This is a genomic window from Shuttleworthella sp. MSX8B (assembly GCF_000524295.1).
Classification (GTDB): Bacteria; Bacillota; Clostridia; order Lachnospirales; family Lachnospiraceae; genus Shuttleworthia; species Shuttleworthia satelles.
Genome location: NZ_JAQT01000032.1, coordinates 14,604 through 26,954, shown reverse-complemented (window position 1 = coordinate 26,954; position 12,351 = coordinate 14,604). Strand labels below are relative to the sequence as shown.

At 55.0% G+C, this 12,351-nt stretch carries 13 protein-coding genes; all 13 read left to right on the top strand.

The window, feature by feature from the left end:
- Nucleotides 1-47 precede the first annotated feature (47 nt).
- The 13 genes from HMPREF1508_RS07500 (at nt 48) to HMPREF1508_RS07440 (ending at nt 12,318) form a co-directional block, all read left to right on the top strand.
- Complete coding sequence (locus tag HMPREF1508_RS07500; RefSeq protein WP_044960928.1) at nt 48-824, top strand: ComF family protein; 777 nt, start codon at nt 48-50, stop codon at nt 822-824.
- A gap of 68 nt (nt 825-892) precedes the next feature.
- On the top strand, nt 893-1,288 hold the full coding sequence (locus HMPREF1508_RS07495) for a hypothetical protein (protein WP_044960927.1): 396 nt from the start codon (nt 893-895) through the stop codon (nt 1,286-1,288).
- A complete protein-coding gene (locus HMPREF1508_RS07490) occupies nt 1,285-2,229 on the top strand; it encodes a hypothetical protein (RefSeq protein WP_044960926.1) in 945 nt (314 codons plus the stop codon). The genes HMPREF1508_RS07495 and HMPREF1508_RS07490 overlap by 4 nt, the downstream gene beginning before the upstream one ends.
- Nucleotides 2,226-3,260: a diadenylate cyclase CdaA gene (gene cdaA / locus HMPREF1508_RS07485; protein ID WP_084640296.1), complete on the top strand. Its 1,035-nt coding sequence runs from the start codon at nt 2,226-2,228 to the stop codon at nt 3,258-3,260. The genes HMPREF1508_RS07490 and cdaA overlap by 4 nt, the downstream gene beginning before the upstream one ends.
- Nucleotides 3,250-4,485, top strand: a complete 1,236-nt coding sequence (locus HMPREF1508_RS07480) for a CdaR family protein (protein ID WP_044960925.1) — start codon at nt 3,250-3,252, stop codon at nt 4,483-4,485. Before cdaA ends, HMPREF1508_RS07480 begins: the two co-directional genes overlap by 11 nt.
- A 72-nt stretch (nt 4,486-4,557) precedes the next feature.
- Nucleotides 4,558-4,836: an HPr family phosphocarrier protein gene (locus HMPREF1508_RS07475; RefSeq protein WP_006906717.1), complete on the top strand. Its 279-nt coding sequence runs from the start codon at nt 4,558-4,560 to the stop codon at nt 4,834-4,836.
- Nucleotides 4,837-5,043: 207 nt separating this feature from the next.
- Complete coding sequence (gene glf, locus HMPREF1508_RS07470; protein WP_006906715.1) at nt 5,044-6,207, top strand: UDP-galactopyranose mutase; 1,164 nt, start codon at nt 5,044-5,046, stop codon at nt 6,205-6,207.
- A 41-nt stretch (nt 6,208-6,248) separates the two neighbouring features.
- Nucleotides 6,249-7,775 (top strand): sugar transferase, encoded by a 1,527-nt coding sequence (locus HMPREF1508_RS07465; RefSeq protein WP_044960924.1) that lies wholly within the window; start codon nt 6,249-6,251, stop codon nt 7,773-7,775.
- Nucleotides 7,776-8,588: a glycosyltransferase gene (locus tag HMPREF1508_RS07460; RefSeq protein ID WP_044960923.1), complete on the top strand. Its 813-nt coding sequence runs from the start codon at nt 7,776-7,778 to the stop codon at nt 8,586-8,588.
- Nucleotides 8,585-9,592 carry a glycosyltransferase family 2 protein gene (locus HMPREF1508_RS07455; protein WP_044960922.1) on the top strand — a complete coding sequence of 336 codons (1,008 nt, stop codon included), beginning with the start codon at nt 8,585-8,587 and terminating at the stop codon, nt 9,590-9,592. The genes HMPREF1508_RS07460 and HMPREF1508_RS07455 overlap by 4 nt, the downstream gene beginning before the upstream one ends.
- Before the next feature lie 139 nt (nt 9,593-9,731).
- Nucleotides 9,732-10,511 (top strand): ABC transporter permease, encoded by a 780-nt coding sequence (locus HMPREF1508_RS07450; RefSeq protein ID WP_006906711.1) that lies wholly within the window; start codon nt 9,732-9,734, stop codon nt 10,509-10,511.
- 14 nt (nt 10,512-10,525) lie between these two features.
- Nucleotides 10,526-11,266, top strand: a complete 741-nt coding sequence (locus HMPREF1508_RS07445; protein ID WP_006906710.1) for an ABC transporter ATP-binding protein — start codon at nt 10,526-10,528, stop codon at nt 11,264-11,266.
- Between the two features lie 2 nt (nt 11,267-11,268).
- Nucleotides 11,269-12,318, top strand: a complete 1,050-nt coding sequence (locus HMPREF1508_RS07440) for an EpsG family protein (RefSeq protein ID WP_044960920.1) — start codon at nt 11,269-11,271, stop codon at nt 12,316-12,318.
- Nucleotides 12,319-12,351 lie beyond the last annotated feature (33 nt).

The following is a 12,351-nucleotide window of genomic DNA, read 5'->3' as shown; positions in this document are numbered from 1 at the left end:
AAAAATGCTAAAATCGTAGATGAAAAGAGAGATGCGGGAGCATCATTATGAAATGGACGTCAATCATCTATCCGCCCACCTGTCCCGGATGCGACAGAGTTCTTCGGCCGGAGGAGAGAGAAAGGGGCTTTTGCGGCTCCTGCCTGGAGCAAATCACTCTGGCGGAGGAACCCTGCTGCAAGATCTGCGGCAAAGCGCTTGGCGACGAGAGACAGGAGCGCTGCGTGGACTGTCGGAAAGAGGAGCACCTCTTCACCCAGGGGAAGTCTCTCTTCATCTACAGGGGGCCTATGAAGGAGGCTATGTACCGTTTTAAGTACTCGCGCAGGCTGTCCTACCGGAGGATTTTCGCGGCGGAGGCCCTGAGGCGGTATGGGGCGGACCCGGATTGTCGGATGGGGAAGAGAAATGGGGAGAATGCCATTTTGGACGGAGCGGACTGGCTTGCCCGGATCCGAGTCAATTGGATTGTCCCGGTGCCCATGCACGCGGTCAAGGAGCGAAGGAGAGGATACAATCAGGCAGCCGTCTGGGGCCAGGGCCTGTCAGAGGCGGTGGGGATTCCCATGCTTTCCCGACTGCTGATTCGGACCCGGAATACAGCTCCCCAGAAGACTCTGAGCAGGGAGGAGCGGAGGAAGAACCTGGAGGGGGCTTTTGCCCTGGCCAGGGAGGATATCTGTTTGCGGGGAAATCGGATTCTTCTGGTGGATGATATCTACACCACAGGGAGCACCTGCGACGCCGCGAGCAAGGTCCTGCTTGAGGCGGGAGCGGAAGCGGTCTATCTGCTGACCATCTGCATCGGGCGGGATGATCTCTGAGGGACCCTTATGATATAATCACAGGAGAATTTGGCCTGTTACCGGGAGGAAAACGAAAGGGGCATAGCATGCTCAACGTTGATCGGGTCAGGTATATGACCCAACTGGCAATGTTCGAGAAGAACGAACTGCGGGAATACGCAGGAACCCAATCCTATACAAGAGACGATTATGTTCATACGAAGCTTCTTTTAGGACTGATCGCGGGGAGCATTTTCTACGCGATCGCTTACGCTGTCGGCATCGCTCTTCTCCTTGCTTTTGCGGTCAAAAGGATCAATTCGACTTTTCTGATTCTCGCGGTGACGATAGGACTTCTGGTCTACCTGCTGTTCATCTACATCTACCTGCGCGGGGTGGGGCAGAGGGCGAGAAGACGTTATGACAAGGGCCTTGAAGTGAAGGCTCATTTTCAGGATCAGCTTGAGGGCCTAGAAGAGATCTACCGGAGGGAGGAAGAATGAATCTCTTAATTCAGTTAGAATCCCGCATAAACCGATTGATCAGTCGCCATGAGAAGGGGGCCGTCCGCGCAATGCGGGGAGTCTGTACTCTGGCCAGCCTTCTGGTGATTAACGGCTACTTCGGCTACCTGCCCTTTTTCAGATCTCCTCTGATGATTGTGGGGCTGACAATCTTTTGCGCCATGATTCCCCTGAGCGCGAGTTCGCTGGTTATTATGGGAATCCTGCTTCTGGAACTCTTCGCCCTGTCAACTCAGGTCGCCCTGGTGGGCCTGGGGCTCTTTCTTGTGGCCTTCTTTGTCACGAATTTCTATGGGGCCAAGCACCTTCACAATATTGTCTTTCTGCCGCTGGCCTATCCCCTGCAAATTCCCTATGCCCTGCCCATGATCTCCGCGCTGACCGGCGGCGTCCAGGAGGTGGCTGGGATCATCTGCGGAGGGATCCTCTCCTATTACTTCCTGCTTGTGCGAAGAAATTCCGCCCTGCTGATGGAGGGGGGCAAGGCCGCCTCCCTTCCCGGACTGCTCATGAGCAACATGTTCAGCAACAATCTCTTTTACTTCTATATGGTGGCGCTCATGCTGATGTTCATGGTCACATACACGGTCAGGGAGCGCGCCGTGCATCAGAGCTGGAGACTGGCGGCGGGAAGCGGAATCGTGACGGAATTTCTTGTCATGATGGTGGGTTACCTTCTGACCGGCAACCGGGGACGCATCCTGAGTCTCTTTATTGTCAATGTCATCCTCTTTGCTCTCGGCGTCATCTTGAGCTTCTTCATCAAGAATCTGGATTACAGCCGGGTGGAGAATGTCAGCTTTGAAGACGACGAGTACTACTATTATGTCACTGCCGTGCCCAAGATCCGCTTGACAGAGGAGGAGAAGCACATTAAGCGCATCACGAAGGAAGCTGACAGAGGGGAGGCCGAGCAATGAGTCAGATCTTGGACAGTGTTTACGGGAGACTGACCGAGTATTTCGGCACCGGTCTGCCGAGCGTCAATGCCACAGATGTCATTGAGATCCTCCTGATCGCCGTCTTTCTCTATGAGCTTTTGATCTGGATCAAAAATACCAGGGCCTGGATGCTCTTCCGCGGATTGATTGTCATCGTCGTATTCTTCATTCTGGCCGCGATCCTGCAGATGAATACGATTCTCTGGCTGGGAGAGCGCCTGGTCAACGCCAGCGTGATTGCCCTGGTTGTCGTATTTCAGCCGGAGCTGCGCAGGGCTTTGGAGACGCTGGGGAGAAATGACTTCCGTCGGGTCCTTGACGCGTTTCGGATCACAAGGGCTGACCCCAAGCGCTTTGATGACAAGATGGTCTCTGATCTGACCAAGGCCTGTTTCAGTATGGGAGCGGTTAAAACGGGAGCCTTGATCGTCATCGAGGGAGATATGCGGCTGACGGAGTATATCCGGACGGGGATTGATCTGGACGCCCTTGTCACCAGCCAGCTTCTGATCAATATCTTCGAGAAGAACACCCCTCTGCATGACGGCGCGGTCATCATTCGAGGCAATCGCATTGTGGCGGCGACCTGCTATCTGCCCCTGTCTGAGAACATGGAATTCTCCAAGGACCTGGGGACCCGTCACCGGGCGGGGATCGGCATGTCCGAGCTGTGCGACGGTCTGGTGATTATTGTCTCAGAGGAGACGGGCGCCGTATCCACAGCCAGGGAGGGGGAGTTAAGGCGCAATCTGACGCCTGAGCAGTTGACCCAGGAATTGGTTCGGATACAGATCTTGCAGGAGACGCCTGAGAGCGGAAAGGACAAGGACCGACCGGATCCCGTTCCCGCTGCCAGCCCGTCTGCCGGCCAGCCGGCCTCGGAGAGAAGAGCTTTTGCGGACAGCGCCCAGCTGACCAGGCCCATCGACCTGGCCAAGGCGGCGGGGGGAGATACCAGCCGCATGAAGTCGGTCAAATCCCGCAGGAAGGAGGCAGGCCATGGCAAATAAAGTGAGAGATCTCTTCCTGAAGAACCTGATCTTCAAGCTGCTGGCCCTTCTCTTCGCGATCCTTCTCTGGTGGATGGTCACAAGCGTCAGCGATCCGACCCAGTATAAGTCCTTCTCCGTCCCCGTCACGATGCAGAATGAGTCGGCGCTGACAGCGGCGGGCAAGTACTACACCGTCTTGAAGAACTCCGACACGGTCAGCGTGCGGGTGACGGCCAAGCGCTCGGTGATTGACAGGCTCTCCAGCGCTGATTTCACAGCGACGGCAGATCTGTCGCGCATTGAGAACAACAGTCAGGTCCCGGTGGAGATCAAGATCAACCGCTATGCCAATCAGGTCTCTGTCGGGGCCAAGAACTATTATGTCGATGTCAAGGTGACGAACGCCAGGACGACCCAGTTCACCATTGAAGCCAAGACCACAGGGAATCCGGCCGACGGCTACGCTCTGGGGGAGGTCAAATCGGATCCGGGCGTGGTGACGGTCACCGGTCCGGAGGATGTGGTGTCCTCCATCGCTGCGGTCGAGGCGAACCTGGATGTGAGCAAGGCGAACAGGAAGCTGTCCAAGAGTGTGGCGCTCAAGTATCTGGACAAGTCGGGAGAGGCAGTTGACACGACCAATCTGACCACGTCTGTCCAATCTGTCGATGTGAGCGCCGAGGTGTTCGCGACCAAGACGGTTCCCATTACAGTGAATCAGTCCGAGAGCCCGGCCAATGGGCTGAAGCTGGTCAGCGTCACCGTGTCGCCGCAGAGTATTCAGATTATGGGCAATGCCACCGATCTGAACAAGGTGACGGAGATTACGATTCCGGCCTCGGCAGTCAACCTGTCCAAGATCACGGCGACCAGTGATATCTCCGTGGACATCAGCTCCTATCTGCCCAGCGGCATCAAGCCGGTCGATCCCAACCAGAGCAAGGTGACGGTGATTGTGACCCTGGAGGGACAGGTGACCAGGCAGTTTGATATTCCGACAGCCAACCTGACCATCCAGAAGCTGCCCTCTGGCTACCAGGGTAAATTCGAGAGCCAGACCGTGACCGTGTCCATCACCGGAAGCGGGTCGGAGATCAATGAGCTGCAGGCGGAGAATATCACAGGAAGTGTTGACGCCAGCGGACTTACTGCGGGAAGCCATACCGTCCGCGTCAAGCTGAATCTGAAGGAGGATCTGCTGACGCCGGAGACGACAACCAGACTGACGGTGAGCAGTCAGTGAATCAGTTCGCGGCCGAAGCATCAGCGGCGGCCGGGGACTGATAGCAACAAGAGCAAGAGATTTGAGGATAAAATGGTTCATCAGACAGTGAAAATCGTGAATCCGGAGGGAATGAAAATAGGGCCGGCAGGCAAATTCTGTGAGACAGCCATGCACTATGACTGTCACATAGAATTTCATCTGGATGACAATATAGAGTCCAATGCCAAGAGCATGCTCTCGATTCTGGGAGCGGGAGCGCAATTCGGAGACGTCATCGACATCATCTGTGATGGTCAGGACGAGGAAGAGGCGCTCGCGGCCCTGGTCGAGCTGGTGGAGGGAGGCTTCGCAGACGAGGAGGAGCAGTAAGAGACTCCCGGTGCGAAAGATCAGCCGCCCGGCCTGAGAGGAAGGACGGACCGCGGAGCAGTGGCCGCCCGGGCTGAAGAGAACAGGGACGACTGCGGGGCAGTAGCCGACCAGCCTTAGGCGGTGTGCTATAATGAGGACATCTTGCCGAAGAGGGGATGGAGTTCCGGCGGCAGATGACCGGCGGAGAAGACAGGAGATAAGGAGATGACTATGGCTAAGAAATATGATTATCTTGTGGTAGGAGCCGGACTTTTCGGCGCGACCTTCGCCTATGAGGCCAAGAAGAGGGGCAGGGACTGCCTGGTGATTGACAAGCGGAATCATATTGCGGGGAACATCTACACGAAGGAGGAAGAGGGGATCAACGTGCATATTTACGGCGCTCATATCTTCCACACCTCCAACAGGGAAATCTGGGACTACATCAATCAGTTTGCCGAGTTCAACAACTATATCAACAGCCCGGTCGCCGTCTATAAGGATGAGCTCTACAATCTGCCCTTTAACATGAACACCTTCTCCAAGATGTGGAACATCAAGACGCCCGCGGAGGCCAGGGCCAAGATCGACGAGCAGATCGCGCAGCTGAATATCACGGATCCAAAGAACCTGGAGGAGCAGGCCCTGTCTCTGGCGGGCAGAGACGTCTACGAGAAGCTGATCAAGGGCTACACGGAGAAGCAGTGGGGACGGGACTGCAAAGACCTTCCCGCCTTTATCATCAAGCGTCTGCCCTTCCGCTTCATCTACGACAACAACTATTTCAACGACCGCTTCCAGGGGATTCCCATGGGCGGCTACACGCAGATCATCGAGAAAATGCTGGAGGGAATCGATGTGAGGACATCCGAGGATTTCTACGATCTGCGCAAGACGGCAGTAAAGGACGCCGACGGCACATACACAGCCCGACTGTCTGACGGAGCTGAGGTCAGCTATGACCGCATCCTTTTCACCGGTCAGATCGACGAGTACTTCGATTCCAAGTTCGGCCCTCTGGAGTATCGGAGCGTCCGCTTTGAGACCGAGACTCTGGATATGGAGAACTACCAGGGCAACGCGGTTGTCAACTACACCGAGAGAGAGGTTCCCTACACCCGCATTATTGAGCACAAGCATTTCGAGTTCGGCAAACAGCCCAAGACCATTATCTCCCGCGAGTACTCCACGGAGTGGAAGCCGGGGATCGAACCCTACTATCCGGTCAATAACGACAGGAATAATGCCCTCTATGAGAAATACGCCCGGGAGGCGGCAGCTGAGGGCGATGTGATCTTCGGCGGACGCCTGGGACAGTACAAGTACTATGACATGGACAAGGATCTGGCAGCGGCTCTGGACTGTGTCAATGAGGAGTTTGGGGAGTAAGCGCTTCAGGGTTTTGCCCTGTGACAGCGAAGGAGTTACCTATGCAAAAGCGACGCATCAACCGGCAGACCTGGAAATATGTCTACCGAACTTTCTTTGATGTGCTCATGGTGCTCATGTTCACCTGGACCTTCTCCTACTTCTGGAGAGACCGCCTGAATATGCTCCAGCCCATCGCGTTCCTGAACAAGGGAAATCTGCTGATCGAGATCATCTACGCGCTCCTTAGCTTTTCCTTCATCATGATGCTGGGCGGGTTCGGTTTCGGCAGAGGACGCAAATCAGCCCTTCTGATCGGACAGACCGTGGCCATGCTGATGACAAATGTCATCGCCCTGGGCATCACCACTCTGGTCATTGGCCGCGTGCTTTTTATCCAGTATATTCTGAGCCAGTATCTGATGATCATGCTGATTAATACGGCGGAACTCTTCGTTTACACCATTATTGTCACAGATCTCTACCGGCGGATATTTCCTCCCTTTGAACTCCTGCAGATTTATGGGAAGTATCAGAATACTCTGCCGCACAAGATGAATCTCAGAGACGACAAGTATCATATCGACGCCTCAATTTCTTATACGGAAGAGCTGGAGGAGGTCTTTGCCTGTATTGACCGCTATGATGCCGTCCTGATCAATGACATCCCGTCAGAGGTCAAGAACAAGATCCTCAAGTACTGCTTTGACCGTGACAAGAGAGTTTATTTCACACCTAAGATTTCCGATATTCTGGTGAAATACTCCGCTGAGGTCAATGTGGTGGATACCCCCCTCTACCTCTGTCGGAACCTGGGCATGTCGCTTCCCCAGCGCTTCGTCAAGCGGATCATTGATATTGTTCTCTCTTCCATTGGGATTGTGATTGCCTCTCCAATCATGCTGGCGGTTGCGATTGCCATTCGTCTCTATGACCATGGGCCCGCAATCTACAAGCAGGTTCGCTGTACCAGGGATCAGAGAGAGTTCAAGATGTACAAGTTCCGCTCTATGGTTCAGAACGCGGAGAAGGACGGCAAGGCCCGTCTGGCGGCCGAGAATGATGATCGGATCACTCCTGTAGGCAGGTTCATCCGGGCTACTCGTCTGGACGAACTCCCCCAGCTCTTCAATATTTTCATGGGAGATATGAGTATCGTCGGCCCCCGGCCGGAGCGCCCGCAACTCATTCGAGAGTACCAGAGCACCATTCCGGAATTCGCCTATCGAACGCATGTGAAGGCGGGGCTGACCGGTTATGCCCAGGTCTACGGCCGTTATAACACCACCTCCTATGATAAGCTCAAGCTCGACATCATCTATGTTCAGCGCCAGTCTCTGGCCCTGGACCTGCAGCTGATCCTCATGACAATCTGTGTGGTCTTCATGAAGGATTCCACCCAGGGATTGGAAGAGGGGGCGACCAACGCCAATGTGCTGGGTGAGCGCAAGGATACAGAGGAGACCGGTGACGGTGATCCTGCTGAGTCCGCGCAGGAGAGAGAGGACGGAGCTTCGGAAACGGGGGAGACAGAAGAGTCCTGCGGTCAGCAGGAAGTGGATATCCTGGCAACTGATGAGGAGAAATAGATGGAATTCAGCCTTCTCATGTCCGTCTATGGACGGGAAAAACCAAAGTATCTGAAAGAGGCCATCGCCAGCGCCATGGACCAGACTCTCCCTCCAAAAGAACTGGTTCTGGTAGGGGATGGCCCTCTGCCTCTGCCCCTGGCAAAGGCCGTGGAAGAGCTCCGCGGGCGTTATCCCGCCATCCGATTCGTGCCCCTGGCCGAGAATGTGGGACTGGGCAGGGCGCTGGCCATCGGCCTAAAGCATTGTTCCCACGATATTGTAGCCCGCATGGATACGGACGATATCTGTCTGCCCCGCCGGTTTGAGCTGCAGATGGCCTATCTGGCTGACCACCCGGAGTGCTCCGTCCTGGGCTCCTGGATCGAGGAGTTTGATCCGGCGCAGCCAGGCCGGGGCCGGCTGAAGAAAATGCCTGAGACAGCAGAGGAAATCGCCGCCTATGGGAAATTCAGAAACCCCGTCAATCACATGACCGCTGTCTTCCGCAGGGAGAGGGTGGAGGCTGTCGGATCTTACCGGCACGATCCCCTTCTGGAGGACTATGACCTCTGGCTTCGAATGCTGGCGGCAGGGGAGAAGTTTTATAATCTGCCGCGGGTACTTGTGCGCATGCGGGTGGAGGGATCCACTTATGAGCGAAGGGGCGGGATACAATACTTCCGCCGCTATCTGAAGCTGCGAAGAGAGGAGCGGGAGCTTGGCCTTCTGCCGGGAAGCGATTATATCAAGGCGGTCCTGGGCACGGCCCTCATGACTCTGGTCCCGAGCGGCCTGCGCAGGCTCATTTATCAGAGAGGATTACGCCGATGAAGCTTCTGACGATCGTGATACCGGCCTATAATGTGGAGACCTATATTGACCGCTGCCTGTCCTCCATGTGCCTGGATGATTCCGCCTGTATGGATCAGCTGGAAATCCTGGTCGTGGACGACGGGGGAGAGGACAGAACGGGTGAGATCGCGGCCGGCTACTGCGAGAGATATCCCGAGAGTATTTTCTTCTGCCACAAGGAAAACGGGGGACACGGGTCTGTGATCAACTACGGGATCAAACGGGCCCGGGGGCGTTACTTTAAGGTGGTAGACGGGGATGATTGGCTCAACAGCCGGGAATTGCCGGGACTTTTAGACCTTCTGGCCAGGGAGCCCGCGGATATCGTCGCTTCCGCCTACCGCTGTGTCGAGGACGAGAGCGGACGCCTGCTCTCGGTCAAAGAACCGACCGGGTGTGAGGAGAATTACGGGCATACTGTCAGCTTTGACAGCAGTCAGGTGGACCAGGTCATCAAAATGCACTCGATGACCATTAAGACCAGTCTGCTTCAGGGGATGGGGCAGCAGATCGATGAGCACTGCTTCTATGTGGATGCTGAGTACATCGCCTACCCGATTCCCCTGGCCAAAAACGTATATTACGACGCGCGTGAGATCTACTGCTACCGACTGGGCAGGGGCGGCCAGTCCATGAGCTTAAAGAGCATGCAGAAGAATCATCGCATGCACCGCAGGGTCTTTGACAGTCTGGCCGCCTTCTATGAGAGGCTGCCCGATATGAGCGGGATCCGGCGTCACTATATCGCCTGTTGCTGTGCTCAGCTTCTGGAGAATGAATTTCAGATCTACATCAGCATGGGCAACCGTTTTTCTTCGATCGACCGCCTGCGCCGTTTTGACCGCGGGGTTCGCCTGGAGCATCCGGCCATCTATGGGGCGACAGACAAGAAGAGTATTCGTCTTTTGCGCGCCTGCAACTATCTGATCCTGCCCCTGGCCTATCTGGCTCTGCGGATCAAAAAGGCGAAGGCCTTTCGCTGAGTGCATCCTGCCTTTCCTCAGTTGCTTCTCGCGGGCGCCTGGTGTATATTTACCGGGTTAAGCGTTGCATGCGCAGGTGAAACCGAGAGATGAAGAGATAAGATTCCCGGCTCCGGGGGAGCCAAAAGAGAGGTTAAGCATGAATCCGAATCGGAAAACGCTGTTTGGATATCGGGATCTTTTGAAGGAACTGGTATCGCGCGATCTCAAGCTCAAATACCGCAGGAGCTTTCTGGGCTATGTATGGAGTGTCTTAAACCCCCTGATGATCATGGTGATCATGTACATTGTCTTCTCCAATATCTTTCGCTGGAATATTCCCTATTATCCGGTCTATCTGATCTCCGGACAGATGATGTTCAACTTCTTCAGCGCCTCCACGACCCAGAGCATATATTCCATCACGGATAATGCCAGCCTTCTGAAGAAGACCTATGTCCCCAAATATATTTTCACCCTGTCCAAGGTAACCTCCGGGATGCTGGACTTTCTCTTTTCCCTGGGAGCCATGTTCCTGGTAATCATCTTCACCAAAACCCCCTTCCACTGGTCCATGCTGGCTATTCCCCTGGTGGCGGCCCAGCTCTATCTCTTCTGTCTGGGGGTCGGTCTTTTCATGAGCGCGGCCAATGTCTTCTTCCGGGACATCCAGTATATCTATAGCGCCCTGCTGACGGCCTGGATGTACGCGACGCCGATTTTTTATCCCTTTGAGCTTCTGCCGGACCGACTTAAGGTCATCATCAAGCTGATCAACCCCCTCTACTCCTATGTAACCCAGTTCCGAGACGTGATTATTTCAGGACATCTGCCGGGCTACCGGCTGCTCCTGATGGGCATCGGATTCTCCGCTCTGGCTCTGGCAGTCGGCAGCTTCACCTTCTCCAGAACACAGGACAAGTTCATCCTCTACATCTAAAGAGAGGCGGCAAGATGGAAGATTATATGATTGATGTCGATCATGTCACCGTTCGCTTCAATAAGGCGTCGGAGAATATCGACAATCTGAAAGAATACTTCATTAAATTAATCAAGCACCAGCTCATGTTTGAGGAGTTTCTGGCGGTCAAGGACGTCAGCCTCAAGGTCAAAAGGGGCGAGGCCTGGGGATTAATCGGGACCAACGGCTCCGGGAAATCCACCATGCTCAAGCTGATCTCCGGCATCTTAAAGCCGTACAAGGGGACGGTCAAGGTGGCGGGAACCATCGCGCCCCTGATCGAGCTGGGTGCGGGACTCGACATGAATCTGACGGCCAGGGAGAACATCTATCTGGACGGCACTCTCCTGGGCCACAGCCGCAAGTTCATGGAAGACCACTTCAATGAGATCGTCGACTTCGCGGAGCTCTGGGATTTTCTGGACATGCCGGTCAAGAATTACTCCTCCGGAATGCAGGCCAGGATCGGCTTTGCCATTGCGACCATCGTCCGCCCCGACATTCTGATTGTCGACGAGATTCTTGCCGTCGGGGATATGCATTTTCAGCACAAGTGCATGGACCGCATGAACGAGATGCTGAGCGGGGGGACGACCCTCCTCTTCGTGTCCCACAACATCGACGATGTGAGACGCATGTGTGATCACGCGCTCTGGATCGAGAAGGGGAACGCGGTTATGTCCGGCCAGGTCAATGAGGTCTGCGACGCCTATTTCCAGTCCCAGCAGGAGTAAGCATGATCTACATAGGGATATTTATCGCTCTCTTCGTTGTCGCCTGGCTGGCGGATCGATATCAATTCACATGGGCGACCAGGGCGCAGCTTCTCTACGGCGAGACTGCGCTCCTTGTGCTTTTCGCGGGGCTGCGAAACAACAGCATCGGTCTGGACTCCGCGGACGGATACCACCGCTATTTCAACTTTCTTCTGGTGGGGAAGAGCCTGGATTCCTGGGTGGAGCCCCTCTATGTCTGGATGAACAAGGCGGTGATCTTCCTGGGGGGCAACTACCAGTGGATTCTCTTTCTGACAGCCCTGCTCTGCGTCCTTCCCATGGTCTACCTCTTTGACAGGTACACGGAGCATGCCCTCTGGGCCATGGCCCTGTATTACGGGCTCTACTTCTATCAGCAGACCTTTAATATCATGCGCCAGTGTATCGCCATGAGCTTCTGCTTTCTGGCGGTGGATATGATCCTGGACAGAAAATACGTCCGGGCGGGCCTTTGTATGGCGATCGCCCTCGGTTTTCATCAGACCGCCTGGATATTCCTTGTGGCCCTTCTGATGATCTGGATCAGGTTCAGCCTGAAACAGGCCGCGGTGATCTTTCTGGCGACTTATCTTCTGGGATTTGTCATGACCACAAAGACCATTCTGCTCTTCGTGCCGCAGGTGTACCAGCACTACTTCTTCACAGAGGGGAATGCCATGCGAAGCGATAGCGGATGGGGGGTCCCCCTGCAGGTTTTCGGGATTAATCTGGCGGTTCTAGTGGCCTGCTACGCCTGCCCCAGGAGTCTGAAAAATCCCTGGATGAGAATCCTGGCGGCGGGGGTGGCCGTCTTAAATCTGACCCAGAATATGACCCAGGGCTATCGCCTGGCCTACTATTTTCTGCAGGCCCAGTGTCTGGCCATTCCAGAGGTTTTACATGTGCCCCGCGAGAAGAACCGGAAGCTGATGACCCTGCTCTTTCTGGTCATATCTCTGGCCCTCTTTGCCAGCAACCTGTCCATGCAGTGGAAATATATGACTCCCTATCGGCTCTTCTTTATGCCTTGAGCGTCAAGGGAACAGAGACTTCCAGCAGGGACA